Consider the following 26,095-nt stretch of genomic DNA (forward strand, 5'->3'; position numbering starts at 1 on the left):
CCCAACGCTATTGACAGTTCCTCGTGGCTCCTATGGGCCAAAAGCCCCTCTGCTAGTGACTTTCAGCCGTATGAACGTGTGCTGCATCACTCAACGAGCGGGTCATTCGTGTTGGCGGAGCTCTCATTTGGAGTCGATAGCCTGGTAGATAGCAAGTCTAAGGACTCTGGTGTTCCTGCTAGCGTTGTGCGTAACGGAATCTCGCCGATCGTCGATATGGACGTCGGGGGAACTGGCGGAAGGTAGACGAAAATGGCTCTGACGGCGAAGTTGATTGTTGGTTCTGGCGCGCTGGCGATGTCGCTGGTTGCCGGTGGTGGAATCGCATCCGCCGACCCGGACGTGACCGCCATCGTGAACACCACATGCACCTACCCGCAGATCATGGCGGCACTGAACGAGCAGTCGCCCGCGGCGGCACAGCAGGTGAATGCGAACCCGATCGCAGGTGCTTGGCTGCAGCAGTTCGTGGCTTCGCCGCGCGCAAAGCGCCAGCAGATGGTCAATGAGGTCAGGGGCATGCCCGCAGTTCAGGAGTACACCGTGCTGATCAACCAGGTCGCCGGTTCCTGCAACAACTACTGATCAGCGATTTCCCGGCCGCTGCCCCATAATGGTGATGGGGTGGCCGGTCCACCGATGCGTCGGCACCCTTGCTAAGGCTGGTAGTCGGTGTGACGTATATCCCGCTGGTTATTAGACCTCAACGACTTAGGCTAGGCTTGGTTAACTGCCCCTAAGAGGCCGGGCTACCGGCGTCTGTCGGGTCGCGACCATGCGGAGCGCTGGTCAGGGCGGGTTCGCTCAACGGACGAGAGACCCAACGTCACACGCTGGATACGCCGTGCGCGGCGCTGGGTGAGGAGAATCGTCTGAACGGGCTGTATGACCAAGACCAGGAGAAAAGTAGCTGCGGCGTCGGGTTCCTGACGCGCAAGGACGGCATCCAGACCCACGATGTCGTGCGCAAGCTTCACGAAGCCCTGTGTGCCGTGCCGCATCGCGGCGGAATGTCCTCAGAGGGGGTCGGCGACGGCGCCGGCGTGAACCTCGATCTTTCCCTGCGCTTCTTCTCCGAACTGACGGGTGTTCCTGGCCTGCGGCCTGGACAGTTTGGAGTAGGCAACTTCTTCCTGCCCAACGACCCGGCATTCCATGCCGAGGCCGGGGAGGTCATCGAGCAGGCGCTACTGGCACAGGGATTCACGATCCTGCTCACGCGCGACGTGCCGGTCAACAATGCCGCGGTCCGCCCGGCGGCCATCAAGTACCAGCTGCCCATCCGGCAGTGGGTGTTTCGTTCCGATTCCGAGCGCAAGACCCATGAGGCGCTCATGGCGATCGAGGCCGTCGCCTATACGCGCCCAGAACTTCTTGGGCTCTACCCACTTTCACTCAGCACGCATACCCAGGTTCTGAAGGGGCGCCTCAACTCGAACGAGGTGGTGCCTTACTTCAGCGATCTGTCCGATCCTCGTATGGAAGTACATTCGATGTTCTTCCACACACGGTTCTCGACCAATACCGCACCGAATGCGACGATGGCACAGCCTTTCCGGCTGATGGCGCACAACGGCGAGCTCAACACCGACAAGAAAAATCGCTTGTCCGAGAACGCGATTGCGTTGGCTCGTAACCGGGCGATCATCCGCCCGGCAGGGCAATCGGACAGCTGTCGACTGGATCAGACCTTGCAGAGCAGGGTGCTGGAGGACGACCTGGACCTGGTCACCGCGGTCGTCGCCATGATGCCACCCGCGTGGGAGAACGACACGACTCTATCTCCACGGGTGACTGCCATGCTCGAGTACTTCAGTCTCTACGAGGAGAAGAACGACGGCCCGGCCGCGCTCATCTTCGGTGACGGCAACATCATCGGTGCACGCCTGGACCGGTTGGGCCTGAGGCCCCTGCGCACAGTCGAGACCGCCGAGTACTTGGGCGTGATGTCCGAGGCCGGACAGATCTATTTCGATCCCGAGACGGTGCTCGAGCGAGGTCGCATCGAGGCCGGCGGCATGCGCTATTACAACCATGCCGAGGGTCGGTCCTATGACACTGTCGAGGCGCTGGAAATGCTTGCCGCACGGCATGATTACCCGGAAATGCTGGCACAGGCCCGAGTCAACATCGCCGATCTTCCGCACGTGCCCCCGGCAGGGCAGGGCTCACCCGCGCGGTATGACGGAGACCTCGGCCGCCACCAACGGTACGTGGCTTACTCGCTCAATCAAGAGAGCTTCAAGTTCCTGATGGACCCTATGTTGGCCACCGGGCAGGAGAAGATCTCCGCGATGGGGTACGGCGCGGCCATCAATGCACTGTCGAATCAAGAAGGCGGCGTTGCGAAGTATTTCTCGCAGCGGTTCGCACAGGTGACCAATCCACCGTTGGACAGCATCCGGGAGGCCGACGGCATGACCCTGCGCGTCGCGCTCGGCGCCAAACCCAACAGTGGTGCGCAGCCTGCACCGCAGATCGTGGTGCCCTCCCCTATTCTCACGCATCTCGACATGCTCAAGATTCGCGAACAGGAGCGCACCCCCGTCAAGCGCTTCGGTATGCGCTATCGGATAGATCTCTCCGATCCCGATTCGAACGCCGACCGAATCGTGCACGCGATCGACGAACTGTGTGATGCGGTAGAGCAATTCGCGCGCGAAACGGGCGGTATCGCGGTGATCTCCGATCGTCACGTCTCCAGTGACCGTGCCGCAATGCCCCTCATCATCGTGATCTCCGCCATCAATCAGCGCCTGATCGAGGAGGGCCTGCGCCTGCGCGTCTCACTGATCGCCGAGAGCGGACAGCTGTGCTCCTCGCACCACGTGGCCTCGGTACTGGGATTCGGGGCTTCCGCGGTATACCCGCTGGCGGTGCAGATGCGGGCCGAAGAAAAGTACGGCGCGGAGGCCGACAAGGCATTCAAACACTTCGCCAAGGCTGCCGAGAAGTCGTTGATGAAGACGATGGGCCGGGTCGGGCTGTGCACCGTCGAGAGCTACATCGGCGGTGAGTTCTTCGAGCCCAACTATCTGGACACCTCGGATCCGGTGCTGCACAAATACTTCCCGAATGTGGTGTCACCGGTAGCCGGTGTCGGCTTCTCCACACTGGCGGCAGCCGTGGGCGACTGGCATGCGCGGGCGCTCGCGGTCACCGGCGAAAAAGATGTCCCACTACTGGGCCTCTTCAAGGAGCGGGCCGAAGGCGCGGGCCACTCATACGGCACCACCGCGGTGCGCGGGTTCGTGGATATGACCGAGGAAGCAATCTCGTTCGGGGATGATGCGCGACCAGAGAACCCCGATATGGCAGACCCGACGTACCTGCGGCTGTTGCCGCTGCATCAGCTTGAGGGCGCGTTCGGGCTCGACGACGAGGCATACCGCAACAACAGCTTTGACGAGCTGCCCGCGCGCGCCGTCGACAGCTTCGACATCACCCCCGGGTATCGGAGTTTTGTCCGCGCGATGAACTCGGAGCGCACCCGGCGGCCGGCGGCGCTGCGCGATGTACTGGCGTTACCGGCCGACGTGAACTTCGTACGGACGGCCGACGAGTTCCGCAGGGAAATGGGCCAGTTCGCCCGGTTTGGGAACAACGACTTCCAGGTGCGCGGGCTTTCCTGCCAGCGGTCGGACGACGGATTCGTGTTGCGGCTCGCCCACGCCCCCGAGCGGTTGGCGGCACTTGCCACCTCGCTGCGCGTGCGATTCGGTGGCGACATCACCAGCCAGGAGATTGTCGGCGACGAGCTCAGGCTGACGGCGACAGCCCAGGCCGCGGACTACCTTGCGAAGATCAGGACTGCGCCGGAGTCAATTCCGCTGTCCTCGGTACAGCCGGCGAGCGAGATCACTCCCGCGCTGACATCGGGGGCCATGAGCCACGGCGCCTTGGTGGCACCGGCGCATGAGGCGGTGGCGCACGGAACCAACCTTGTTGGCGGCCTGTCGAACTGTGGCGAAGGCGGTGAGCACATCAGCCGTTATGGCACCATCCGAGGCTCCCGTATCAAGCAGTTCGCATCCGGTCGCTTCGGAGTGTGGGCGGGCTATCTTGCCGACCCGATGCTCCAAGAGTTGGAGATCAAGATCGGTCAGGGTGCCAAACCCGGTGAAGGAGGGCAACTTCCGGCACCCAAGGTGACCGTGCAGATCGCGGCGGCCCGCGGCGGTACCCCGGGTGTCGAGCTCGTCTCTCCCCCTCCCCATCACGACACCTACTCGATTGAAGATCTCGCCCAGCTGATCCACGACTGCAAGGCTGCCCGTGTCCGGGTGATCGTCAAACTGGTGTCGTCGGAGGGTATCGGCACGATCGCGGTTGGGGTCGCGAAGGCGGGCGCCGATGTCATCAACGTCGCCGGGAATACCGGCGGCACCGGCGCGGCGGCGGTCACGAGCCTCAAGTATGCGGGCCGGTCCGCGGAGATCGGCGTCGCCGAGGTGCATCAGGCACTCTGCGCCAACGGAATCCGGGAGAAGGTGGTGCTGCGTTGCTCGGGTGCGCACCAGACCGCCAGTGACGTCATCAAGTCGGCGCTGTTGGGGGGAGACAGTTTCGAGTTCGGAACCACCGCGCTGATGATGCTCAAGTGCGTGATGGCCAAGAACTGCAACATCAAATGTCCCGCCGGCCTGACGACCAACGCCGAGGTATTCGAGGGAGACCCGCGCGCTCTGGCCCAGTACCTGCTGAACATCGCGCACGAGGTGCGCGAGATCCTGGCGGCGCTGGGGCTACGGTCACTTCGTGAAGCGCGCGGGCGTAGCGACCTGCTGCATCTCCTCGATCACCCTTCCAGCATCGGAACCCTTGACCTGCGCCGAATGCTCGCGGTCGCAAAGGAATTAGTCGTCGACAACCCCGTGTACATGGAGAAGGACTACTCGGTGGACGATGCGTTCGCCGCGCAGTTCGATGCCGACGGGGCCGTACTGCGGCCGGTGGTGCTGACCAACCAGAACAAGAGTGTGGGCGGGCAGCTAGCGATCGATATCGAGCGGATGCTCAACTACGGGGAAGTCAGCGGATCCGCGGTTGCCTCCGACGAGCGCGGCCGCCGGTATCTGCTACCGGAGAGCATCACCCTTGCCACCAGCGGTTCTGCGGGCCAGAGCTACGGCGTCTTCTGCAACGACGGCATGGTGCTCACGCATACGGGCACATGCAATGACGGCGTCGGCAAGAGCGCCTGTGGCGGCACGATCACGGTGCGCTCCCCCGGCGGCGGTTCGAGCAAGCCGGGCGGCAATGTCCTTGTCGGGAACTTCGCACTCTTCGGCGCCTCCGGCGGGCGGCTGTTCGTCGAAGGGCAGGCCGGAGACCGGTTCGCGGTCCGGAATTCGGGCGCGACGGCAGTCGTCGAAGGTGTCGGTGAATTCCTGTGCGAGTACATGACCAACGGTGCGGTGCTCAATATCGGCGACTTCGGCAAGGGCGTGGCCAACGGGATGAGCGGCGGCTTCCTGTATCAGTACGACCCGCAGGGGCAATTGCCCTCGAAGGTCAGTCACGATTCGGTGCTGGTACTGCCCATCACCGACGCCCCGTTCCATGAGGCCGCCGCACGCATCCTGCTCCAGTGGCATGTAGAGGCCACTGGATCGACCAGAGGCCAAGCCCTGCTTGATGATTGGCAGACCACAAGGGATCACCTCGTCTACACCATGTCGCGGGCACTGTTGCAGTACCAGGACTCCGACGCCATTCTGCAGGGTAAGACGCGCAAGGAACTGCTGGACGAGCTCACCGCGGCCCTGGCCGGGTACCAGGTGCACAAGTTCAAGCTGTCCTATCGTGACCAGCGCGATGTCCTCGGCGGATCGGTCCCCGCATACGGCGACACCGATACCGAGGGCATGTATGCACTGCTCAATACCTACACGGTGTTGAACATGGCCCAGCAGCTCGCCCTCTCCCGGATGCCGAATGTCACGGACGTGACCGACCCGCGGATCGGCAAGGCGGTGCGCAACCTCGTGCTCACCGAGGACTTCTTCCTGATCCAGAAGCTGCAGAAGTACGCGCGGGAGGCCATCGACGGGTACAGCGACGAAGACTTGGCCGTACTCATCGCGGACAAGCGGCTCACCGACTACAAGGACGCGCTGAGTCAGCGCAACGTCTTCTCGATGGACAGCCCCGGCACGTACGGCTGGATCCTGCACCAGAGCGCCAAGAACATCGACAAGATCGGCCGGTTGCCTTCCTTCGAGGAGCTATTCGCGCATCGAGCGCTGCCGGTCGTCGCCCTCTCCGGACCATCCCTCCAGACCACGTGAAGAAGCCATGAAGATCGCCTACATTCCCGAAGACGCACCGTTCAACGAGGACCAGAGAGCATGGCTCTCGGGGTTCCTGGCGGGACTGCATTCACGCCTGGCCATGAACCTGGCCACGCCACCACCGGCGGCCACGGCGGACCTGGCAGCCCCCCGGCCACCGCTGCGGATTTTGTACGGCACCCAGACCGGCAACGCCGAAATCGTGGCGGGCGATGCCGCGGCGGCCGCCAAGGCGCAGGGGTTCGATGTCACGGTCAGCGGCCTCGACGAAATCGCCCTGGATGAATTCGCCGGCCTGCGCTACGTCTTGATCGTCACCTCCACCTACGGCGAGGGCGAGATGCCCGATAATGCCGAATTATTCTGGGAAGCACTGTCTTCGGCTGTGGCCCCACGACTCGAAGGGGTGTCCTACGGCGTGCTCGCCTTGGGAGACACCAGTTACGACGGGTTCTGCCAAGCGGGCAAGCTGATCGACACCCGCCTCGAACAACTCGGAGCAAGCCGGGTGGTCGGGCGTACCGACTGCGATGTCGATTACGAGGCGCAGGCCGCGGAATGGGTTCAGGGCGCGGTGGGCAGCCTGGTCACCCTGGCCGGGGCCAGCGGTAGCCCGGGTACTCCCCCGCCGAGCACTGTCATGCGCTCCGGGTGGACCCGCAAGAATCCGTTCCACGCCGAGGTTCCGGTCAACCGATTGCTATCACGGGCAGGCTCGGACAAGGAAATTCGGCACTACGAGTTCGCACTTGCCGAGAGCGGTATCACCTACGAGGCGGGGGACGCGCTCGCGGTCATCCCGGAGAACGACCCCGCGCTGGTGGAGGCGATCGCCGATCACTTCCGTGTTTCGATCGGCACACTCGTCGACGGCGAACCGCTCGGTGAGCTGCTGGGGCGGCGTTACGAAATCAGCGCCCCGTCGCGAGACCTGTTGAGCGAGGTGGAGAGCCGCGCGGAAAGCGAGGAGTTCTCGCACGCCTTGCGCGGCGGCGTGAAAGAGGTGCTGGATACCTGGCTCTACGGCAAGGACATCCTCGACATCCTGCGCATCGGCGGGGATGCGCTGAGTCTCGAGGAGTTCATGGGACTACTCAAGCCCCTGCAGCACCGCGCCTACTCGATCTCCTCGAGCTCGCTGGCTCACCCCGATCGAATCCATTTGACCGTGGCCAGCGTCCGATACCAGAGCCTGGGCCGCGAGCGCGGTGGTGTGTGCTCCACCTTCCTGGCCGATCGAGGCGGTAGCGCACGAATCTTCCTGCAACCCAACAAGTCATTCCGCGTGCCCAGCGACGACGACGCTCCGATGATCATGGTGGGCCCCGGTACGGGTGTGGCCCCGTTCCGGGCGTTCCTGCAGGAACGCGAACAGCGCGGGGCCGGCGGGCGCAACTGGTTGTTCTTCGGTGACCAGCACCGCGCCCATGACTACGTCTACGAGAACGAGCTCGATGCGTGGCACTCATCCGGTCTCCTAGACCGGCTGGACCTCGCGTTCTCTCGCGACCAAGCCGAGAAGATCTATGTGCAAACGCGAATGCGCGAGCACGGCGCCGACCTGTTCGGCTGGCTGCAGGACGGCGGACACTTCTACGTCTGCGGTGATGCGACGCGGATGGCCAAGGACGTGGACAAGGCGCTGCACGAGATCGTCGCAGAACATGGCGGATTCGGTGCCGATGAAGCATCCGAATACGTGAACACCCTCAAGCGGGAAAAGCGGTACGTCCGCGATGTGTACTGACGGCCGGCGCTGCGAACACTGCCCCGCCCGACGGATCGCGGCGGGGCCCAAGGCCATTGCCGAAGCACTCCCCGCCCTCGGCACGGTCGTCGCCGTCACCGCGAACGATGCCGCCTTACTGAGCCACACCGGGGAGTACCTTGAGCCCTCGTTCCCCGGGGAGGCGCTCAGCTGCGATGACGAGCATATTGCGCTGCGGTTGAACCCGGCTCTCGTCCGAGACGCGTTCCTGGTCCCGCGCGCCCTGACGATGGTCGGTGAGACCGGCACCCACCGTGCCTATCTCACGCCGCTCACGGATCGCCTGACGGTCAGCGCCCTCGAGCTGGCGCCGGCGGCGGACCCGGAAGCGTTCCACGTCACCGATTGGACGGACATCAGCTGGCGTGACGCCGATCAGCTCACCCATCTGGACGCGCTCACCCCAGGGCGTTACCGGGTGCTGCCGTTTACCGGTGCGCGCAAGATCGATTCCGGTGTGGTGCCGCATCTGCTGGCTCACCTCGTGGATGTGGACATGCCATTCACCGTCGCGGTGCCGGGCGGTGGCTGCGTGCAGTTGCATCGCGGCCACGCCGCGATGGTCGAACAGGCGGGTGCCCATATCGCGGTCATCTTCGGGGCCTCGCGGTACGCCATGGACCCGGTGTTCATCGCGGAGAGCTGGGTGACCCAGGCGCACGGAACGCAAGGGGTGACATCCTCGGTGGAGCTCTACGACCACAGTCATCGGTGCGTCACCACCGTGACACAGACGGGGCCGATCACGGATCGCCTGCATCGCGCGTGGGAACACATGGTCGCTTCACTGCCGGGCGCCGACTAACCAGGCACACCAGGATTTTCGGCGGCCCGCTCACATCGGGTCGCTGGTGTCGTGTGAACAGATTGAGATGTCCCCGTGAATTGGGGGCAGCGTCGGGGAAATTGGATGGCCCTAGCGTATGTCCATGACAGCGACAGGCGGAGGACGCAATATGGGCGGTGACCGGTGAGCGGCCTGGTTGCGGTCGTTGATCCGATTTTTCCCGGCCGGGGCGCGGACCTGAGACAGGCGCAGTACTACCAGGACGTTCTCGGTGAGTTGCGGTCGGTGACACAACGAGAATTGGACGACCATCTCGCGGCCCTGGAGCGCAGAAGGCACAGCGGCAAGCCATCCAGCCTCGCGCGGCTGCACCGGCTGGTCGGTGCCAAGCGAGCGGAACTGGCCGTCCTGGACCAGTTACTCGTGGCGCTCAGCGATCGATTCGGTGACCATTCCACGCTGTCTGCCGGGTAGTCATGCCCGGTGACCGTCGGGCCGACGGGGGCCGTGCCTGCCGCTAAAAGCTTTGTGCTCGAAGGTATTTCAATCTCATGGCGAGCAACGGTCGGCCCGCATATCGGGCTGTGAATCCTCCAACGGGGTGAGAATGGTGGCCAGCCAGGTGACCGTCAACGTGGCAGCGGCAAGCGCTGCCATGAGCGTCCACACCAGCGGGTCGGATCCGCCGGCCGTCTGATGCCACCACAGCGCCGCCAGGCTGATCACCGTGCTGAGCGCTGCGGCGTAAGCAGCCGCGCAGCACCATCGGAAGCGTCGCCTCCGCAAGGCGATGAGCGAGACGACGCATGCCACCAGGAACATGATCGACGTCCCGGGAACCACCGCGTCGACATGTAACGACGGGCGGGCGTGTGCACCGAGGTTCGACCAGCGGCTCACGGCGGCCACACCCAGGAGGGTGGCTGCCAACAGCGCGGTCCAGCGGCGGGGTCTGCTCATCCAGACGTCCTCGAGTACGCCGCGCTCGATCGCGCGCAGTGTGTCCTCAAGCCCAACGTCGGGGCGCTGCGTCCTCACTCAATGCCTCCCATATCCGTACATCTCCGAGAGTAGAGGTCGGATGGGGCGGTGCGGGAGTTCCGTGCCACCTGGCGTTTGTTCGGCAACCATGATGCCGGACGACGGTTGGCACCCGCCCCGACCTCGGCGAATGAGGAAGTACCTGCCCGGCTGAGGACTGAGGTAACAGGTATCTAGACAGGCCGACCATTTTGCTGGGACCGCGGCTAGCATTGGGACATGACAACGCAGTTTGACGCCGTCATCGTCGGAGCCGGTTTCGGTGGGATGGGGGCGGCAATCCAGCTCAAGGAGCTGGGCCTGACCAATCTCGCGATCCTGGATCGGGAGGATGACCTTGGCGGTACATGGCACGTCAACCACTACCCCGGCCTGGCCGTCGATATCCCGTCGGCGACCTACTCGTACTCGTTCGAGCCCAACCCCTACTGGTCGCGGCTGTTCGCGCCGGGTTCCGAGCTGAAGCAGTACGCAAACCATGTGGCCGACAAGCACGATCTGCGCAAATACATGCGCTTCAACACCCCGGTATCGGGCGCGCGGTGGGACGAGGAGGAGCAGCACTGGGTCGTCGCCACCGAGTCCGGAGAGACAGTCACCGGCAAGTACCTGCTGACCGCCACCGGCTACCTGTCACAGCCGAAGATGCCCGACATCGAGGGCATCGAGTCCTTCGCGGGCACGGTCATCCACACCACCAAGTGGGACAACACCTACCGCGCCGCAGGCCACAAGATCGGGCTGATCGGCACCGGTGCCACCGCCGTCCAGCTCATCCCCGAGCTGGCCAAGGACGCGCAACACCTGACGGTGTACCAACGCACCCCTATCTGGGTAGTGCCCAAGGCCGATGCAAAGGTCCCCGGCGTCATCAAGAAGCTCTTCGCGAAGGTGCCGCGGACCCAAAAGATCGCTCGCACAGTGGGCTCGGCGATCCTCGAGGTGATCATGGTGGGCGGAGTGCTGCACTTCCGCCAGTTCCGGCAGGCCAACAACGGGGCTGCGATGCTGGCCAAGGCGCATTTGTTCGCGCAGGTGCGCGATCGCGAGCTGCGCCGCAAGCTGACACCCGACTACGACTTCGGCTGCAAGCGGCCGACCTTCTCCAACACGTACTTCCGAGCGTTCAGTAAGAAGAACGTCAGTCTTGAGACGGCATCGATCGAGCGCATCGAGCCCGACGGCATCGTCACCGCGGACGGTCGTAAGACGGTCATCGACACGCTGGTCCTGGCCACCGGTTTCAATCTGTGGGAATCAGCCTTCCCCGCGTTCGAGGTGATCGGTCGCGAGGACTACAACCTCGGAAAATTCTGGCGCGACAACAGATTCCAGGCCTTCGAAGGCATCGCTGTGCCCAAGTTCCCGAACCTGCTGACGCTCAACGGTCCGTACTCCTACAGCGGGTTGTCCTACTTCGACACCATCGAGTCGCAGATGCGGCACATCAAGCGGCTTTTCGGCGAGATGGCGCGTACCGGCACCGAGACCTTCGAGGTCACCGACGAGGCCAACACCGAATTCCTGAACCGCATGGTCGGCAATCTGGACAATTCGGTGTTCTATCTCGGCAGCTGCCAGACGGCACGAAGCTACTACTTCAATCAGCACGGCGAGGCCGCACTGCTGCGTCCGACATCGACCGCTAGTGCCTACAAGGAGCAGGAGTCCTTCCCGCTGGAGGCGTACCAACTGGCCTAGCCGGATCTGGTCGGCTTCGACTCGAGGACGCAGTCCCCACACACGGCCGAACGGTCGTCGGTGAGCTGGTAGATGAGGCAGCAGCTGCGTCGCCGGAAGTCCGGTCCCGCACGCAGCGCGCCACCATCGATACGGGGATCCCGGAGATAGGTGTTCGCGACCTCGCGGGCGGTATGGGTCAGGTCGGGTCGGGTCGCCGCGATGAGCTGCGCGGCACTGTTGGCGGCCGATCCGACGTTTCCCCACAGGACGCGCTCACTCACCCCGGTCTCGTCGAGTACGCACTGGGTGATCGATTCGATGGCAGGTCCGGGAGTGGCGGTGCCCTCCCCGTCGCGGTCGCTCGTGCCCTCTTCGAGCACGGACAGTGGAAAGGGGCCGCCTAGCTGGTCCTGCCACCACAGCTCGTTCAGCTCCTGCGAGATTCGCAGGTCACCGCATATCGCGGTGGCAATGGTCGGCGCGAGGATGCGGGCGATCACACCGAGATGAGCGACCGAGGCAGCTACCCGAGGGTCGACCTCGGCGGGGTCTTTCGCGGCGCGAGCGGCGAGACTGCTGCGGATACCGTCGATGCGGTCCCCCAAAGAGCGTGATCCGTTGGCGAGTTCTACCAAGGGGCGCCAGGGCGGCAGCGGCGTCGTGTGGGCCGCATGTCTCTCGACGGCGAAGAAGGGGCCGAAGGCTGACTGTTCCACCGCGCTCACAGGGCGATGATGCCATCAGCACGATCAAGATCACGCGCGGGCGAGGCAATGCGATTAGGTTGTTTTGCGTCCGCTCCATTGATGGGCAGTGTGCGCGAAAGGTGTATTTGGTGGCTGAGCAGGTCGGGGACCTCACGACTGTCAATTTCGAATACCACTACTCATATCCGGCCCGCAAGGTGTGGTCGATACTTATCTCGCCACAGTTGTTCGGGCAGTGGATAAAAGACTTTGAAACAACCAAATACGAGACGGGACTTACCTTTTCGTTCAGCGTCTTCCCGTTCATGGGTAGCGGGTTCATCGGTGAGATCAACGGTAGCTTCACCGAGGTTGTCGACGAGGAGCTATTGGCCTACCGGATGACCACCCGTGACGGCGCGATCACCATCGACTCTCGCTGGACGTTGAGTCCGAACTCGGGCGGAACGCGACTGTTGGTCGACGCCACCGGGTACAACCCCGATGACCAGGACCAGATGCGATTCAGACAGTTGTGCCTTGTCGGGTGGCCGGCGGTACTGGAGCGGATCGACGAGCTTCTGCGCGAACGCTGACCGCGCAGAAGCTCGCGACGTGACTCGTTACTCGATCACGCGAACCAGGTACGGGGCCATGTCGTTGAAGCGCACCTGCGATACCTGCACCGCCGGCTCGGATGCTTCCAGCATGAGGTTGTTCCCCAGGAACATAGTCACGCTCTGGCTGCCGTCGGGACCATAGAAGATGAGATCACCCGGAAGCGCCTGCGCGGGAAGGATTTTCCTTCCCGCGTTGTACTGGTCGCCAGACCTGCGAGGCAGCTTGATACCGGCGGCGGCGTAGGAGTACACCATCAGGCCCGAAGCGTCGAATCCCGGAACCTTCGGCCTGGGTGCCGCCACCGGCGCGGGGATCAATCCGAGCAGGCTCGTGGTTGCGTCCGCCGCCGCAGGCGCGGCCGGTGTGGTGTCCGTGCTGGTGGTTGGGCCATCGGTGTTGCCGCCGCCATAGGTGAAGGGCACACCGCGTTGAGACAGGCCCCGGGCGATCACCGCGTTGATGGCCTTCTGTGTGTCGACAGGACTCCGGTGGACGTCGGCGGAGGCCAATCCCGGGGTGACGAGCAGGAGGGTGACGCCGAGGATGGCCGTGACTGCGGACCAGCAGGTGCGTTTCATTCGATTGTCGCTTCTCTCCGGCCGTTAATTCTGACTTCCGGGTGGTTCTGTCCGACCGGCGATGACCACCAAGATCCTTTCTACCGTCGACGGCCCGAAGATCCCAATTGGGTTCTGCGACATGGCCAATGAGTTGTCGTACCGTGACCGAACGGTGACACTCCGAAGTTGGTGCGCAGACATGTCAACCCTTGTGCTCAACGTTTCTCGAGCGCCGTCGGCCCGCCGGTCGTAGGCTGGCGCCATGACCGATCACGACCGCCTTGCCACCCGTCGCGAGATTGCCGATGCACTCACGGGTGCCTTCGAACGGCGTCACGAAGTGCTTGACCTGATTGTCGAAGCCGATGACCGAAAGGGTGCCATCGATGCGATCGCCACCCTGCTGGGAACCTCGCATTTGGGCGGCGAAGCCGTCATGGGGATGTCGTTCGACAAGCTGACCAAGGACGAGCGCCGTAAGAACGCCGCTGAGCTCGAGGACCTCAACAGCCAACTCACCTTCACGCTCATGGAGCGTCCCGCGAGCTCGGGAGACAGCCTCGAGTTACGACCGTTTTCCGGAAACTCCGATTCCGATATCTTCGCGGTGCGCACCGAAGAGATGGGTGAGGCGGGCGACGGATCCCGGGCACCGGCGGGCGTTCTGGAAGACGAGTTGCGGGCTGCGCTGGCGCGTATCGACGACGAAGAGGCGGCCTGGTTCGTCGCGGTGGAGGGGCCGAGCAAGGTGGGCCTGGTCTTCGGTGAGCTGGTCGACGGTGAGGTGAACGTCCGAATCTGGGTCCACCCGGACCATCGAAAGAAGGGTTACGGCACAGCAGCTTTGCGCAAATCACGATCGGTGATGGCGGCCTACTTCCCCGCCGTTCCCATGGTGGTGCGGGCCCCGGGCGCTAATCCGTCCTGAGATCTCGGGGCGCCTCGCACCCATCAAGGGCATTAATCAATGTGCTTGATGCACTGATGAATTGGTGAGAATTCCCCGGCGACACGCCGCCGGTCTGCACCGCTTGGGGCGGTGGAACATCAGTGAAGTCCGCTACTGTTAGCGCGGTATGAGCACATACGAGGAATCTCCCATGGGCATTCTGGTGTCTCAGATCTATCGACTGCTGTGGTCGCGGGCCTCGGTGATCGTGCGTGACTTCGGCGTATCGGTTCCGCAGATGGAATGTTTGGCCGTGCTGTCCGCGCAGCCGGGGATATCCAATGTGGAGATTGCCGCCGAACTTCGCATCACTCCCCAGGCGGTGAGCCTGGTGCAGCGCTCGCTCGAAGAGGCGGGCCTGGTGCATCGTTCGCGCAGGCAGGCCGATGCCAGAGTGCTGACCACCGAGTTGACTGCCAAAGGGCGCAAGCTCTTCGAGCGCGCCGATGCCACACTGCGTGAGGACGACGAGGAAGTCCTCGCCAACATGACAGAGCGGGATCGTATCCAGCTGCGCAGACTGCTCGGCGGTGTGATCGAAACGATGTCGGCGAGGTAACGTCTCCCGCCTATGAGTGCAAAAGCGCTCGGTGTCAACGCCATTGATGACCTTTGTCGGTTTCTTGATGCTGGCCGGACCGGTTTCTAACCCCGCACAACTGTTTTCCGCATTTCCTGGATTCATTCCAGATAATGGCGCATACTGACCTCGTGGCCTTCACATCGGATGAGTACGCAGCGCTGCTGCGGACAGCCGATCTGCGCGTGACCCGGCCCCGGGTCGCCGTGCTGGAAGCAGTGGAAACGAACCCGCACGCCGATACCGAGACCGTTTTCGGTGTCGTACGGTCCGGGCTGCCCGAGGTGTCGCGCCAGGCCGTTTACGACGTCTTGGCGGCGCTGACCTGTGCGGGCCTGGTACGCAAGATTCAGCCTTCCGGCTCCGTCGCACGGTACGAATCGCGGGTCGGCGATAACCATCACCACGCCGTATGTCGCTCCTGCGGTGTTATCTCCGACGTCGACTGCGCTGTCGGCGCCACGCCGTGTCTCACACCCTCGGACTACAACGGTTTCGTCCTCGAAGAGGCCGAGGTCATCTATTGGGGCCTATGCCCCGACTGCGCTTCTCCGGGAGCGGCATCACGAGTTTCGGGATCACACACGTGATCACAGCCCACATCACCCCCTCCCGAAAGGAATGTTGTGTCTCAAGAACACCCACCCATTGCAGAGGCAAATAGCCAACCCTCGAATGGTTGCCCCGTCGCCGGAGGTCGCCTGAACTACCCCGTCGAGGGCGGCAACGCCAATCGCGAATGGTGGCCCACCCAGCTCAACCTGCAAATCCTGAAGAAGAATCCTCCCGCCGCGAATCCTCTTGGTGAAGACTTCGACTACGCGAAGGCCGTGCAGACCATCGATGTCGACGAGCTCAAGGCCGATGTCGGGAAGGTGCTGACCGACTCGCAGGACTGGTGGCCCGCCGACTTCGGCAACTACGGGCCGATGTTCATTCGCATGTCGTGGCATGCCGCGGGCACCTACCGTGTCGCCGATGGCCGCGGCGGCGCGGGCGCCGGCATGCAGCGGTTCGCACCGCTGAACAGCTGGCCCGACAACGTGCTGTTGGACCGCGCGCGCCGCCTGCTCTGGCCCGTCAAGAAGAAGTACGGAAACACGCTCTCCTGGGCCGATCTCATCGTCTTCGCGGGCAACCATGCCATGGACACCATGGGATTCAAGACCTTTGGCTTCGCATTTGGGCGCGAGGACCGCTGGGAGCCCGAGCAGGATGTCTACTGGGGCCCCGAGCACACCTGGCTGGGCGATGAGCGCTACACCGGTGACCGTGACCTGGAAAATCCGCTTGCCGCGGTACAGATGGGCTTGATCTACGTCAATCCCGAAGGCCCCAACGGCAATCCGGATCCGCTCGCCGCCGCGATCGATATCCGCGAGACCTTTGGCCGGATGGCGATGAACGACGAGGAAACCGCGGCGCTCATCGTGGGCGGCCACACCTTCGGCAAGACGCACGGTGCGGGCGATGCCGGTCTGGTCGGTCCCGATCCCGAGGCTGCCCCGCTGGAGCAGATGGGCATCGGCTGGAAGAGCTCGTTCGGCTCCGGTAAGGGCAATGACGCGATCGGCAGTGGACTGGAGGTTACCTGGACCCATACGCCGACCAAGTGGGACAACAGCTTCCTGGAGATTCTGTACGGCAACGAATGGGAGCTGACCAAGAGCCCCGCCGGGGCCCACCAGTGGAAGCCGAAGGACGGCGGCTGGGCCAACTCGGTGCCGATGGCTCAGGGCACCGGCAAGACGCATCCCTCGATGCTCACCACCGACCTGTCGATGCGCGTCGATCCGATCTACGCGGAGATCACCCGGCGCTGGCTCGATCATCCCGAAGAGCTCGCCGATGCCTACGCAAAGGCCTGGTACAAACTGATCCACCGCGATCTGGGGCCGCTGTCGCGCTACCTCGGCCCGCTGGTGCCCAAGGAGACGCTGCTGTGGCAGGACGTCGTGCCCGCCTCGGAAACCAATATCGGGGCCGATGACATCGCCGAGCTGAAGGCGCAGATTCTCGCTTCCGGCCTTACTGTGCCGCAGCTTGTTTCGACCGCGTGGAAAGCAGCGGCGTCGTACCGCAACAGCGACAAGCGCGGCGGTGCCAACGGCGGACGCATCCGGTTGCAACCGCAGGCCGGCTGGGAGTCCAACGAGCCCGATGAGCTCGCCCAGGTGATCCGCACACTGGAAGGTATCCAGGAGTCGTTCAACGCCGGCGGCAAGAACGTCTCGTTCGCCGACCTGGTCGTGCTCGGTGGAGCCGCCGCGGTCGAGAAGGCCGCCAAGGATGCCGGGTTCACTGTCACCGTTCCGTTCACGCCCGGCCGTGGCGATGCCACTCAGGAGCAGACCGACGTCGACTCGTTCTCCTACCTGGAGCCGACCGCCGATGGCTTCCGGAACTACCTCGGCAAGGGGGCGCAGATTCCGGCCGAGTACAAGCTGATCGACAAGGCCAACCTGTTGGCGCTTTCCCCGCCGGAACTGGCCGTCCTCGTCGGCGGTCTGCGCGTGCTGGGTGCCAACTATCAGGGTTCCGAGCTCGGTGTGTTCACCGACAAGCCCGGAACATTGACCAACGACTTCTTTGTCAACCTGGTCGATATGGGCACGGAGTGGACACCGTCGTCTGCCGATGACGGCACGTACGTGGGCACCGATCGCGCCACCGGTGCGGCGAAGTGGACTGCCAGCCGGGTGGACCTGGTGTTCGGTGCGAACTCTGAACTGCGCGCTCTGGCAGAGGTTTATGCGCAGGACGACGCCAAGGAGAAGTTCGTCAAGGACTTCGTGGCGGCATGGGTCAAGGTGTCGAACAGCGATCGGTTCGACGTCCGCTGACAGCACGCCGTCACCGGACACGTGGATGGCCGGCTCCTTCGGGGGCCGGCCATCGCGTTGTCTACGCCGGGTCGGCGTCTTTCGTCGAGGTCCGCGACGTCAGCGACACCCCGGCTTCTTCGAAGATCTCCTCGACGGCTTCCCAGTCCTTCGTGCCGACCGCGGACCTGATGCGAGGGGCGTCCTGCAGTACAAACCGGAAGGGCTCGTCCTCGGGGGTGCCGAATCCGCCGCGTAGGCAGTCGACCAGCGCGTCGAGGTTGCTGCCGAAGTAACCGCCCGGCCCGTTCACCGCGCGCCCCAGCTCGGTGAAAAAGTCCGCCCGGGTGTGGACGCGGGAGCCATCGACGACATAGGTCTTCATGCGCCTTCAACCTCACAGAATGACTGGTAGTGATCGCCCGTGTAGTAGACGTGCGGTGGATCATTCAGCGGATTGCCGCCGGTGATGATGCGACGTGTGCCCCGCGTCTTACTGCCCGGCGTGCGGACCGTGTACTCGTGGTAGTACCCGCGGGGCTCCGAAGGGAGGACCCTCTCACGGTTCTGGAACTCGACGCCGTCATTGCGTGGATACGGAAACGGTCCCCCGGCATGGATCAGATCCACGGTGCCGGCAGCTTCCGACGGCAGCCGGGAGAGATTGCACTGGGCGATGGTCGCGCGCGCCGGCGACGGCTCGCTGCAACCGATGAGTACTAGTGCGAGGAGCGCGGTACCCACCACACGCAAACGCGACGACATGGCTCGACGGTACTGCATATCCATAATAGAGCAACTGCTCTGTTACGGTGAGTCCGTGCCCAGGCCGCGCATCCACTCCGTCGATGATCTGCTCGATGCCACTGAACGCATCGCGGTGCAGGACGGTCCGGGGGCAGTGACGGTCCGCGCGGTATCCCAGGCGACCGGGGTCTCCAATGGCGCCATCTACCACGCCTTCGGATCCCGCGGAGGAATGGTCGGACGGGCCTGGTTGCGCGCCGCCCAGAGGTTTCTCGATATGCAACGCGCCGCCGTCGACGGGGCCTTCGATGCGGGTGAGTCGATTGCCGCCGCCGCGGTGAACGCCGTCGTAGCAGCCGCCGACACTCCTGCGGTGTTCTCGGAGCGCTACCCCGACTCTTCCCGACTGGTGCTCAGCGTGCGACGAGAGGACGTACTCGGCTCGGACGTTCCCGAAGACGTCTCCCGTGCCATGGCGGCGGTCGACTCCGTGCTCGTCGGACTGTTCATTCGGCTGTCGCAAGCCTTATGGGATCGGGAGGACGGTCGCGCGGTACAGGTCATCGAGGACTGCATCGTGGGATTGCCGAGCGGTCTGCTGCTGCGGGGGCGCCGTCCGCCCGACGCGGCCACGCGCTCTCGTCTCGAGGCTGCGGTACGCGCCATTCTTTCTCTGGACCCACCCCCGGCCAGCCCAAAAAGTAAGGGCGCCAATATGAAAGGAAGTATGCGATGACCCCCACGCTGGAACTTCAGGACACCATTGCGGTCCTGAATCTCGGACCCGACGAGAATCGGTTCTCCCCCGACTGGCTCGACACCGTCAACGGTCTGCTCGACGATGTCCTGACGCAGGCCCAGGCGCTGGTCACCGTGGGCGCCGGCAAGTTCTACTCCAACGGGTTGGACCTGGATTGGCTTATGTCCCACGGTGATCGCGCCGACTGGTATGTCGGACGCGTGCAGGCGTTGTTCAGCCGCGTTCTCACCTTCCCGCTGCCCACCGTGGCCGCGGTCAACGGTCACGCATTCGGTGCCGGCGCGATGCTCGCCGTCGCCCATGACTACCGGGTGATGCGGTCTGACCGCGGATACCTGTGCTTCCCCGAAGTCGATATCCACATCCCGTTCACCCCGGGAATGGCGAGTCTGATCCAGGCCAAGCTGGCGCCGCAGACAGCGGTAACGGCGATGACCACCGGACACCGCTACGGCGGAGAGGCCGCGGTAGCGGCCGGCTTAGCCGACCGTGCCGCAACCGAGCATGAAGTACGCAGTGCCGCCATCGATCTGATGCGACCCCTGGTGGGTAAGGACAGCGGGACCTTGGGCGCCATCAAGGCGACGATGTTCGCCGCGACCACCGCGGCGCTGGCGGCCTGACGCGGCGCTACTGGGGAGGAATCACCGGCGGGCGGCACACGTTGCTCACCGGGTCCCACCACGAACCGTTGTCGCAGTTCAGTGGAGTGGTCGATACCGGCGGTCGGCAGGTGTTGGCCGCCGGGTCCCACCATCCGCCCGGACAGTTGGGCACGATGGGGTCTGCCGTGCCGATCGCCGGCGAGATGCCGGATATCGCGGCCATCGGCAAGATCGCCGCGGCTGCGACGACGATCAAACGGCGGGCACTGATCTTCATGTGAACCACCTTCGTTTCGGGTAGTGCGGCTCGGGTGAGCCTACCCGGCACGCGGTACGCGAAACTTCGGCGCCAGCAGCCGCCTGGCGGCCACATCCAGGGCATATCCGAGCGCCCCGATCACGAGTATGACCGCGACGACCTGGTCATAGGCGAGCTGATCGCGTGCGTTGAGGATCTGATATCCCAAACCTGATCGCACGCCCAGCATTTCAGCGGGAACGAGGACAACCCAGGCAATGCCCAACGCGATACGTACGCCCGTCTGGATGTGGCCGCGTATTGCCGGGAGTACCACCGAGGTGAGGACCTCGACGCGGGTGGCGTGAAACGACCGCGCCACGTGCAGGTACCCGGGCTCGATCCCATGCACGCCGGCCGTGGTGTTGATGAGGATGGGCCATACCGCTGCCGCGGCGATGAGAAAAATGACCGGCTGGCTGCCGATTCCGAAGACCGCTACCGCGATGGGCGTCCACGAAAGCGGCGAGATCATCCGCAGGAACTGGATCACGGGACGTGCCGCGCGTTCGGCGGTGGTGTTCACTCCAAGGAACAGGCCCGCCGGGATGCCGATCACGGCCGCCAGGCAGAGTCCGATCAGCAATCGCCACAGACTGATTCCGGCATCCGGCAGCAATACTCCACGATTGAGCAGATCGAATACGGCGGGCACGACGGTGTCCGGAGCAGTCTGCCGCAGCAGGGAATGCGGTTGGCTCAGCACTGAGCTGGCGAGCCACCACAGCGCGATGCTCGCCGTAATGGCAAGTGCCGGCGGCCAAATCTTGGCCAGCAGCTGAGATTTGCGCGGGTCAGCTGCGTTGTCGCTGGCGATCGTGGGTGTGCGTTCGATGATGCTCACAAGGCCTGTACCTGTTCCGTTCGGGTGAAATCGGGTGTGATACCAAACGCTCTGGGTCCGCCGTGTCTGGCGATGGCGCGGCGAACGAACGTGTCGTCGACGAGGTCGTCATGCACTCGCGCCGGATCAAGTCCGTCGAGGAATCCGCGGTCGCCGTCGACAACGGTGTCATGCATTGACTCGACCAGCCGGTGGGTGAAGCTCCGATACGGAAACGGCTGATAGCCCAGCTTTTGCGGATGCCAATCCGGATGTTTCAGCGGGTAAGGAGGATTCGGATAGGTCAGTGCCGTCTGCACCGCGGGCACGGGCTGCGGCAGATACTTGCCGCCGCCGAGCGCGCTTGCCGCCGACTTTCTGTCGCCATCGATGCGCAGCTGAGCGGCTACCACTGCATCGGTAACACCCTGCACAGCCGCGGCCTGACGGGCGATCACATCCTCGCGCGTGACGAGGACGCAGCACGCATGGTCGCGCCAAACATCGCCGAGAAACGTGTGAATCCGCCCGATCTTCTTGATCTGTGCGATGGCATTGAACGGATCGGCGACCACATATCCACCGATGGATCTATTGGCCAGCGCCGGAACCATATCGGAGGGGCTCATCACAACCAGCTCGACCGTGCGCCGGGCGCGCGACGCGGTGCTCCGGATCACCGGGCGTAAACCATGGCCGCGTAAGAGCTCTTGTAACACGATGTTGTGAATGGACCACCAGAACGGAATGGCCACCTGGGTGCCCGCCAAGTCTTCGAGATGGTCGATATCCGGTGCGACGGTGAGCGCCGATCCGTTGGTGTGATTCCAGCCGAGTACCCGCACACCGTGGCCCAGCACCTGCCGGAGCTGAATGGCCATGGGCATCAACAGATGCGCGACGTCGATCTGCCCTGCCATGAAGGCCTCGGCCAATGCGGCCCAACTACGGAACAGCACCGGTTTCGCGGCACTGACGGTGCCAGCCGGATAGAGCCCGGCGGAATGCGCGAGCAGCAGTGGCGCGGCATCGGTGATCGGCAGATACCCAATTCGCAATCGACCGGTGGTGTTGGTGGCATCGGAGGTAGCGGCACGGATCAGTCCGGTGGCACCGAATAATCCTGCTGCAGTGGTGATTCCGGCTGCACCCGCCAACACGGTACGGCGCGAGGTAAGGCCGTTCACAACAGCCCGGCGACAATGGGCTGATACTGGACCAAGATCTCCGCGCGTATCCGCGGATGCTCCCCTGTGTTGTCGTCGAGTGTCCACTCCTGACGAATCCGTCCGTTGTCGCCCAGAAGAATCACTCTGTGGGCAAGGGCCAACGCCTCATCCACATCGTGCGTAACCAGGACAACCGTGACGGACAATTCGCCGGCCAGCCTCACCAGCCACGCCTGTAGATCTGCCCGCGTCACAGGATCGAGCGCGCTGAACGGTTCATCGAGCAGCAGCAGCTCGGGGCGGGTGGCCGCCGCGCGAAGGATCGCGACGCGCTGGGCCTGACCACCGGACAGTTGGTCCGGATACCGATCCGCGAGCTGTTGCAGCCCGAAATGCTGGACCAGGTTCTGCACGTACGTGTCATCGAATCCGCTGCGGTGCACCGCGAACCGTTTGGCGAAGGCGATGTTCTCGGCAACGGTCAGCCATGGCATGAGCAGGGGGTCTTGGAAAACGACACCGGTTCGGGGCCGTCCTCCGTCCGACGCCCAGACCACGGTTCCCGCGCTGAGCTCCTCCAGCCCCGCCAGCACCCGCAACAACGTGGACTTTCCGCTCCCGCTGGGGCCCAGGATGGCCAGGAACTCGCCGGAGGCCACATGGACATCGACGTCCCGGAATGCCGTCGTCGACCCGAAATGCTTGGCGCCATTCGCTATTCGTACTGCGTCAATTCCCACCGCAATTGTCCTTCCGAGGGTGACTGAATAGGGAGGAAGGCGGCCTCACGGAACCGGCGGTTCGCCGCCGTTCCCAGCGCATACCCGGCGCCGCCGGCCAAGGTGACCTCGAGCCGTGACGCCTGACCCGCGAGCCCGGCGGCACCCAACCGCAGCCGCAGCAGGTCGGCGATGCCTGGGTCCGACGGTGCGGCCGCAAAGGCGTAGAGCCGCTCGCGCAGCGCCTGGCTCCGCCGCGCGAGATCGGCCAGTTCGGTAGTGAACTGTCCCGCGAGCACGCCCCGCGCGGACCGCGCACCGTCGAGGGCGGCGACGCTGACCCCGACACAAAATGCGGTCTGCAGCAGTAGGAAGGCCGGCCGGATTCGGGCTACGAAGTCCTGCAGGTCTGTGCTGATCACGTTCTCGGCAGGGACCTGGACACGGTCCAGATGTAGGGACGTCGAGGCCGTGGCCGTCAATGCCATCAGGTTCGGCGGCCGCTCGATGCGCACCCCGTCCGCACTGACGTCAATCGCCACCACGTAGGTGGCGCCGTCCGTGCCGCGGGCCGGCAGCACCATCAGCGCGTCGGGGAAGACGTTTGACGCCCATCGGATCGGGCCGGTGACACGTAGCCCATCGGGATGCTCTGACGCCACTATCGGGACCTCCCCCAGGCCCGCCACGTGTTTGAGACCGGCAGCCATCGCGGTGACGCCAGGGCGCTGCCCGAGAGTCAGGCCGGGCAGCTGCGCGGCACGAAAGACCGCGGGAGCCAGACTCACATACTCAATGGTCATTCGATGCGCCCATGCCGCGAAGCCCACGGCCAGACTGCTGGTGGCGACGTGTTCGATCACCCGCACCATCGATGTGAGGTCCGCGCCGGTAAGGCCCGCATCGAACAGTCCCTGCGCGCCGAGCGCGGCGATATCGACGCGCACATCGGTCTGATCTGAGTCCAGAGCAGATGCCCTGCGCGCCACCTCATCGCCGACGCGTGCCAGCGCAGCGTCGACATCCCTGGCCACGGCGGCCGTCATAGCGAGATATCTCCGAGACCGTGGAGTCTGTCAACGGGGGTGTCGACGGCCTTGCGGGCACGGAGCACGGCCTGCTCATCGGGGGCGTCATAGAAACACAGGCACTTGTCCATATCTTCGCGGACATAAGTACGCAGAAAGCTGACTTCGGGGACGTCGGCGTATTTGGGTGCCTTGGCCTTCTTGCGTGCCAGGTAGGTCTCCATATCCAGCTCGGCCGGCAGATCCCATTCGACCAGATAGCCGGCCGCCGGACGCGCAGATTTCAGCTGATCGAGGTCGGCGCCCACCAGGCGGACCGAGTGCGGGCCCGAGACCGTCTCAACTCCAAGGGAATCCGCGTCCCACTGCGATGCCTCACCGTCGAATTCGGCGATGACGAAGATCCGGAGGGACTCGCGTGTCACCTGTGCTTCGATCAGCTCGCCTCCATCACGGTGAATGCGCCCGTCGATCTCCTTGATCAGCTGTGCGGCATCGGTCTTATCGGCTGAGCTAACGGTGATCTCGTAGAGGTGCAGTGTCACGGCACTCTTCCTAACTTCGGTGGGCGATTTCGATGTTCGACAACGCGACACTTACACGGACAGACCGGTCTGTCTATCGCGGTCTGGTGCGTTACCCTGCTTCCATGAGCCCCGCCGCAGCGCCCACGGCCGCCGACACCGCCTCGACTCCCCGTGTGCTCGGGCCCGCCGATCGACTGCTCCGAACTGCCGCAGATCTCTTTGCGACGCAGGGCATTCGGGCAGTGGGGATCGACCAGATCCTGCGTGAGGCAGGAGTTGCCAAGGCGAGCCTGTACAGCAGCTACGGATCCAAGGACGGGCTCATCGTCGCCTATCTCGAAGAATTGGATCAGCGTGATCGCAAACGCTGGAACGCGGCGGTCGCGGCGCAGCGCGATCCCATCGTCAAGATCCTGACATTCTTCGACCTCGCTGCCGCTGCGGGAAAGGCCAGAAACTTCCGTGGATGTCTCTACGCCAATGCCGCGACCGAATTCCCGGGAACGGAGTGGGAGCCGGTGCGTTCGCATCGTGAGTGGTTCCGCTCGACAGTGGGAGCGCTGTTACGCGCGGCCGGGCGGGCACGACCCGACGCCACCGCGCGACAGGTTCAGCTGCTTTACGACGGTGCGCTGACCGCCTCGAAGATAGAGAAATCCGTCGACCCGATAGCACTAGCGCGCAAGCTGGCTCGGCAACTGATCAGCTAGGCGCCCGGACTCTGGTTGGATGTGATGTATGACTGAGGATGTCAGAGTGGTCTCGGCCAGCCGTGAGGTGCAGGCACCGGCGGCGGTGATATTCGAGCTCATCGCCGATCCCGTGCGGCAGCGTGAATGGGATGGCAACGAGAATCTCGCCCAGGCGGCGGCCGGGCAACGAGCCCATGCCGTGGGTGATGTGTTCGTGATGACCCTGACCAATGGTGCCGACCGCGAAAACCACATCGTCGAATTCGCCGAGGGACGGCGGATCGCCTGGTTACCTTCGGAAGTAGGCAAGCAGCCGCCCGGTCACCTGTGGCGCTGGGAGCTCGAACCGCTTGATGACAGCCGTACACGGGTGACTCACACCTACGACTGGACGAATCTTTCCGACGAGAAAAGACTCGTCCGGGCTCGTCTGACCACGTCCGAGCGGTTGCAGGCATCGGTGGACAGACTCGGTGCGTTGGCAGAGTCGGGCGAATAGCAGCGAGAGGACTTCCCGCTCGGCGGGCCTTGACCTCCAGTTCACTCGAGAACCAACACTGGTCATATGACCACGCATACATCGAATGTGCGCCAGATTCGGTCCGACCTATGGGAGACGCGTACCGACAGGCCCCCTCCCGGACTGACCACCCACGCCTGCCTGTGGACCCGGCCCGCAGGGAACGTGTTGTTCTATAGCCCCGCCACCGAGGCCGACTTCGAGGCCATAGCCGAATTGGGCGGGGTCGCCCATCAGTACCGATCACATCTGGACGAGGCCGGGCCCATGCTCGCCGTGGTGAAGCAGCGCTTCGGATCCACGGCGTCGAGGTGATGCCGACGCCGGGGCATTCCGTGGGCAGCACAAGCTATCTGGTGGCGGCCCCGGGCCGGGCGATGCCGGCGGCGACGCGGCGGTGTACGAGCTCGGGCCCGG

At 64.1% G+C, this 26,095-nt stretch carries 26 protein-coding genes and 1 pseudogene; 16 read left to right on the top strand and 11 right to left on the bottom strand.

From position 1 onward, the window contains the following. The first annotated feature begins 252 nt into the window (after positions 1-252). The 5 genes from B4393_RS24175 (at position 253) to B4393_RS24200 (ending at position 9,322) form a co-directional block, all read left to right on the top strand. Positions 253-585 (top strand): hemophore-related protein, encoded by a 333-nt coding sequence (locus tag B4393_RS24175; protein WP_078336295.1) that lies wholly within the window; start codon positions 253-255, stop codon positions 583-585. Positions 586-872: 287 nt separating this feature from the next. Next, positions 873-6,290, top strand: a complete 5,418-nt coding sequence (locus tag B4393_RS24185) for a glutamate synthase-related protein (protein WP_078336296.1) — start codon at positions 873-875, stop codon at positions 6,288-6,290. A gap of 7 nt (positions 6,291-6,297) precedes the next feature. Further along, positions 6,298-8,040 carry a diflavin oxidoreductase gene (locus tag B4393_RS24190; protein ID WP_078336297.1) on the top strand — a complete coding sequence of 581 codons (1,743 nt, stop codon included), beginning with the start codon at positions 6,298-6,300 and terminating at the stop codon, positions 8,038-8,040. After that, entirely contained in the window at positions 8,030-8,866 is an 837-nt protein-coding gene (locus tag B4393_RS24195; RefSeq protein WP_078336298.1) for a ChuX/HutX family heme-like substrate-binding protein, read from the top strand. The genes B4393_RS24190 and B4393_RS24195 overlap by 11 nt, the downstream gene beginning before the upstream one ends. 165 nt (positions 8,867-9,031) lie before the next feature. Continuing rightward, positions 9,032-9,322: a hypothetical protein gene (locus B4393_RS24200; RefSeq protein ID WP_078336299.1), complete on the top strand. Its 291-nt coding sequence runs from the start codon at positions 9,032-9,034 to the stop codon at positions 9,320-9,322. A 75-nt stretch (positions 9,323-9,397) separates the two neighbouring features. Here B4393_RS24200 and B4393_RS24205 read toward each other — a convergent pair whose 3' ends face one another. Next, positions 9,398-9,886, bottom strand: coding sequence for a hypothetical protein (locus B4393_RS24205; protein WP_078336300.1), 489 nt, complete (start codon positions 9,884-9,886; stop codon positions 9,398-9,400). Between the two features lie 222 nt (positions 9,887-10,108). On the opposite strand from B4393_RS24205, the gene B4393_RS24210 reads away from it, so the two are divergent. Next, positions 10,109-11,590, top strand: a complete 1,482-nt coding sequence (locus B4393_RS24210; RefSeq protein ID WP_078336301.1) for a flavin-containing monooxygenase — start codon at positions 10,109-10,111, stop codon at positions 11,588-11,590. Here B4393_RS24210 and B4393_RS24215 read toward each other — a convergent pair. Then, a complete protein-coding gene (locus B4393_RS24215) occupies positions 11,587-12,297 on the bottom strand; it encodes a (2Fe-2S)-binding protein (RefSeq protein WP_078336302.1) in 711 nt (236 codons plus the stop codon). The genes B4393_RS24210 and B4393_RS24215 overlap by 4 nt on opposite strands. Before the next feature lie 110 nt (positions 12,298-12,407). Here B4393_RS24215 and B4393_RS24220 point away from each other — a divergent pair, with 110 nt between their 5' ends. Then, positions 12,408-12,854, top strand: a complete 447-nt coding sequence (locus B4393_RS24220; RefSeq protein WP_078336303.1) for an SRPBCC family protein — start codon at positions 12,408-12,410, stop codon at positions 12,852-12,854. A gap of 27 nt (positions 12,855-12,881) precedes the next feature. Here B4393_RS24220 and ripD read toward each other — a convergent pair whose 3' ends face one another. Continuing rightward, complete coding sequence (ripD, locus tag B4393_RS24225) at positions 12,882-13,457, bottom strand: NlpC/P60 family peptidoglycan-binding protein RipD (protein WP_078336304.1); 576 nt, start codon at positions 13,455-13,457, stop codon at positions 12,882-12,884. Positions 13,458-13,701: 244 nt separating this feature from the next. Here ripD and B4393_RS24235 point away from each other — a divergent pair, with 244 nt between their 5' ends. From B4393_RS24235 to katG, 4 genes are all read left to right on the top strand, one after another. Beyond that, positions 13,702-14,367, top strand: a complete 666-nt coding sequence (locus B4393_RS24235) for a GNAT family N-acetyltransferase (protein ID WP_078336305.1) — start codon at positions 13,702-13,704, stop codon at positions 14,365-14,367. 172 nt (positions 14,368-14,539) lie between these two features. Next, the gene (locus B4393_RS24240; RefSeq protein WP_078336306.1) at positions 14,540-14,947 is read left to right on the top strand and encodes a MarR family winged helix-turn-helix transcriptional regulator; all 408 of its coding nucleotides are present in this window, start codon (positions 14,540-14,542) and stop codon (positions 14,945-14,947) included. Between the two features lie 134 nt (positions 14,948-15,081). Further along, on the top strand, positions 15,082-15,558 hold the full coding sequence (locus tag B4393_RS24245) for a Fur family transcriptional regulator (protein ID WP_109558576.1): 477 nt from the start codon (positions 15,082-15,084) through the stop codon (positions 15,556-15,558). A 36-nt stretch (positions 15,559-15,594) separates the two neighbouring features. Further along, on the top strand, positions 15,595-17,811 hold the full coding sequence (gene katG, locus B4393_RS24250; RefSeq protein ID WP_078336307.1) for a catalase/peroxidase HPI: 2,217 nt from the start codon (positions 15,595-15,597) through the stop codon (positions 17,809-17,811). Positions 17,812-17,872: 61 nt separating this feature from the next. Here the strand turns inward: katG and B4393_RS24255 are convergent, their stop codons facing one another. Beyond that, on the bottom strand, positions 17,873-18,175 hold the full coding sequence (locus B4393_RS24255) for a barstar family protein (protein ID WP_078336308.1): 303 nt from the start codon (positions 18,173-18,175) through the stop codon (positions 17,873-17,875). Then, positions 18,172-18,573, bottom strand: a complete 402-nt coding sequence (locus tag B4393_RS24260; protein WP_078336375.1) for a guanyl-specific ribonuclease — start codon at positions 18,571-18,573, stop codon at positions 18,172-18,174. The genes B4393_RS24255 and B4393_RS24260 overlap by 4 nt, the downstream gene beginning before the upstream one ends. Before the next feature lie 37 nt (positions 18,574-18,610). On the opposite strand from B4393_RS24260, the gene B4393_RS24265 reads away from it, so the two are divergent. Both B4393_RS24265 and B4393_RS24270 read left to right on the top strand, forming a co-directional pair. Continuing rightward, positions 18,611-19,273, top strand: a complete 663-nt coding sequence (locus B4393_RS24265; RefSeq protein WP_078336309.1) for a TetR/AcrR family transcriptional regulator — start codon at positions 18,611-18,613, stop codon at positions 19,271-19,273. After that, the gene (locus tag B4393_RS24270; protein ID WP_078336310.1) at positions 19,270-19,920 is read left to right on the top strand and encodes an enoyl-CoA hydratase-related protein; all 651 of its coding nucleotides are present in this window, start codon (positions 19,270-19,272) and stop codon (positions 19,918-19,920) included. The genes B4393_RS24265 and B4393_RS24270 overlap by 4 nt, the downstream gene beginning before the upstream one ends. Positions 19,921-19,927: 7 nt before the next feature. On the opposite strand, the gene B4393_RS24275 is transcribed toward B4393_RS24270, so the two are convergent. Genes B4393_RS24275 through B4393_RS24300 form a run of 6 tightly spaced genes read right to left on the bottom strand, consistent with a single transcriptional unit; the run spans position 19,928 to position 24,484 of the window. After that, positions 19,928-20,179, bottom strand: coding sequence for a hypothetical protein (locus B4393_RS24275; protein ID WP_078336311.1), 252 nt, complete (start codon positions 20,177-20,179; stop codon positions 19,928-19,930). A 40-nt stretch (positions 20,180-20,219) separates the two neighbouring features. Continuing rightward, positions 20,220-21,044 carry an ABC transporter permease gene (locus B4393_RS24280; protein WP_109558575.1) on the bottom strand — a complete coding sequence of 275 codons (825 nt, stop codon included), beginning with the start codon at positions 21,042-21,044 and terminating at the stop codon, positions 20,220-20,222. After that, positions 21,041-22,210, bottom strand: coding sequence for an ABC transporter substrate-binding protein (locus tag B4393_RS24285; RefSeq protein ID WP_078336312.1), 1,170 nt, complete (start codon positions 22,208-22,210; stop codon positions 21,041-21,043). Before B4393_RS24285 ends, B4393_RS24280 begins: the two co-directional genes overlap by 4 nt. Beyond that, the gene (locus tag B4393_RS24290; protein WP_078336313.1) at positions 22,207-22,932 is read right to left on the bottom strand and encodes an ABC transporter ATP-binding protein; all 726 of its coding nucleotides are present in this window, start codon (positions 22,930-22,932) and stop codon (positions 22,207-22,209) included. The genes B4393_RS24285 and B4393_RS24290 overlap by 4 nt, the downstream gene beginning before the upstream one ends. Continuing rightward, entirely contained in the window at positions 22,908-23,957 is a 1,050-nt protein-coding gene (locus tag B4393_RS24295) for an acyl-CoA dehydrogenase family protein (protein ID WP_078336314.1), read from the bottom strand. Before B4393_RS24295 ends, B4393_RS24290 begins: the two co-directional genes overlap by 25 nt. Then, entirely contained in the window at positions 23,954-24,484 is a 531-nt protein-coding gene (locus tag B4393_RS24300; protein WP_078336315.1) for a DUF4242 domain-containing protein, read from the bottom strand. Before B4393_RS24300 ends, B4393_RS24295 begins: the two co-directional genes overlap by 4 nt. A gap of 32 nt (positions 24,485-24,516) precedes the next feature. Here B4393_RS24300 and B4393_RS24305 point away from each other — a divergent pair, with 32 nt between their 5' ends. The 3 genes and pseudogenes from B4393_RS24305 to B4393_RS24315 form a co-directional block, all read left to right on the top strand. Further along, entirely contained in the window at positions 24,517-25,176 is a 660-nt protein-coding gene (locus B4393_RS24305; protein ID WP_078336316.1) for a TetR/AcrR family transcriptional regulator, read from the top strand. Positions 25,177-25,204: 28 nt separating this feature from the next. Beyond that, positions 25,205-25,657 (top strand): SRPBCC family protein, encoded by a 453-nt coding sequence (locus B4393_RS24310; protein WP_078336317.1) that lies wholly within the window; start codon positions 25,205-25,207, stop codon positions 25,655-25,657. Between the two features lie 66 nt (positions 25,658-25,723). Next, a pseudogene (locus B4393_RS24315) lies at positions 25,724-26,037 on the top strand (MBL fold metallo-hydrolase); the annotation flags it as partial. Positions 26,038-26,095 lie beyond the last annotated feature (58 nt).

The sequence above is a fragment of the Mycobacteroides franklinii genome, assembly GCF_002013895.1.
Classification (GTDB): Bacteria; Actinomycetota; Actinomycetes; order Mycobacteriales; family Mycobacteriaceae; genus Mycobacterium; species Mycobacterium franklinii.

What these genes read in the sequence shown, in the direction of transcription:
- B4393_RS24175 (WP_078336295.1), top strand. Translation starts at nt 253, where the DNA reads ATGGCTCTGACGGCGAAGTTGATTGTTGGTTCTGGCGCGCTGGCGATG.
- B4393_RS24190 (WP_078336297.1), top strand. Translation starts at nt 6,298, where the DNA reads ATGAAGATCGCCTACATTCCCGAAGACGCACCGTTCAACGAGGACCAG.
- B4393_RS24195 (WP_078336298.1), top strand. Translation starts at nt 8,030, where the DNA reads ATGTGTACTGACGGCCGGCGCTGCGAACACTGCCCCGCCCGACGGATC.
- B4393_RS24210 (WP_078336301.1), top strand. Translation starts at nt 10,109, where the DNA reads ATGACAACGCAGTTTGACGCCGTCATCGTCGGAGCCGGTTTCGGTGGG.
- ripD (WP_078336304.1), bottom strand. Translation starts at nt 13,457, where the DNA reads ATGAAACGCACCTGCTGGTCCGCAGTCACGGCCATCCTCGGCGTCACC.
- B4393_RS24235 (WP_078336305.1), top strand. Translation starts at nt 13,702, where the DNA reads ATGACCGATCACGACCGCCTTGCCACCCGTCGCGAGATTGCCGATGCA.
- B4393_RS24240 (WP_078336306.1), top strand. Translation starts at nt 14,540, where the DNA reads ATGGGCATTCTGGTGTCTCAGATCTATCGACTGCTGTGGTCGCGGGCC.
- B4393_RS24245 (WP_109558576.1), top strand. Translation starts at nt 15,082, where the DNA reads ATGGCGCATACTGACCTCGTGGCCTTCACATCGGATGAGTACGCAGCG.
- B4393_RS24255 (WP_078336308.1), bottom strand. Translation starts at nt 18,175, where the DNA reads ATGAAGACCTATGTCGTCGATGGCTCCCGCGTCCACACCCGGGCGGAC.
- B4393_RS24260 (WP_078336375.1), bottom strand. Translation starts at nt 18,573, where the DNA reads ATGCAGTACCGTCGAGCCATGTCGTCGCGTTTGCGTGTGGTGGGTACC.
- B4393_RS24270 (WP_078336310.1), top strand. Translation starts at nt 19,270, where the DNA reads ATGACCCCCACGCTGGAACTTCAGGACACCATTGCGGTCCTGAATCTC.
- B4393_RS24275 (WP_078336311.1), bottom strand. Translation starts at nt 20,179, where the DNA reads ATGAAGATCAGTGCCCGCCGTTTGATCGTCGTCGCAGCCGCGGCGATC.
- B4393_RS24295 (WP_078336314.1), bottom strand. Translation starts at nt 23,957, where the DNA reads ATGACGGCCGCCGTGGCCAGGGATGTCGACGCTGCGCTGGCACGCGTC.
- B4393_RS24305 (WP_078336316.1), top strand. Translation starts at nt 24,517, where the DNA reads ATGTTCGACAACGCGACACTTACACGGACAGACCGGTCTGTCTATCGC.
- B4393_RS24310 (WP_078336317.1), top strand. Translation starts at nt 25,205, where the DNA reads ATGACTGAGGATGTCAGAGTGGTCTCGGCCAGCCGTGAGGTGCAGGCA.